This window comes from Streptomyces sp. N35 (assembly GCF_016464295.1).
Taxonomy (GTDB): domain Bacteria; phylum Actinomycetota; class Actinomycetes; order Streptomycetales; family Streptomycetaceae; genus Streptomyces.
Window position 1 is genome coordinate 1 of sequence record NZ_JAEIMH010000209.1, and the last position, 775, is coordinate 775.

Annotated in this window: 1 protein-coding gene; it reads right to left on the reverse strand. The window is 67.1% G+C overall.

The features are described 5' to 3' along the window. The coding region (locus JAO81_RS41910; RefSeq protein ID WP_199553254.1) for a peptidoglycan-binding protein at positions 1 to 706 on the reverse strand (706 nt) is incomplete at its 3' end. Positions 707 to 775 lie beyond the last annotated feature (69 nt).

Below are 775 nucleotides of genomic sequence, written 5' to 3' on the forward strand. Positions count from 1 at the left end.
CCGCGCCTGAATAGCCGAGCTTGCGCTGCCACTTGGCGTAGGAGGCGCGGTCGGCGTCGGTCCATTGCGGGCCTGGGCCGGTCTTGTAGGCGGAGCAGCCCTCGGCGACGAGACGCTTACCCATCGCGGTGACGATCGGCGAGTGGGGGCGCTCCTTGAACCAGGCGGCGCCGGGGTACGGCTGGTACTTGTCGAGGTCTGGGCCGCTCGTGCCGGGTTCGAGGGCACCGGATTTGACCATGGCGTACAGCGGCCCGCCGGGGCAGGCGGTCGCGTATCCGTCACGGTGCCCGCGTATCTCCTGGCCGGCTCCGTGGGCGCGCAGGTAGGCGATGGCGTCCTTGATGCCACGCACCTGTGCGGTGGTGGGTGTGGTGTGGCCGGAGGAACCGACGAACGCGAGGACCGCATAGTGCCGGCGGTTCAGTGTGGTGTTGCCGTTGGCGGCGTTCTGGGCGTTCAGGCCGCGGCCTTCGAAGACGTAACCGTGCTCGCAGACCGCGTAGTTGTAGGCAAAATCCGCCCACCCGTTGGCGTCCATGTGCTCGTTCTGGAGCTTGCGCATGTAACCGGGACAAGTGCCGTGGTCGGCCGCCGAGTACCGGGTGCCGAGGTAGTGGACCTTGACGCCGTTGGTGGAGGTGACCTTGGTGTGGCTGTTGCGTGGCGGGCGGGCCGACCATCCCGCACGGGAGATCAACTGCATTTGGACTTAGATGTCCCTTCCGGTAGAGAATGATCTTGGCGCGGTGGGGTGCCCATCTTGGGTCGGGCA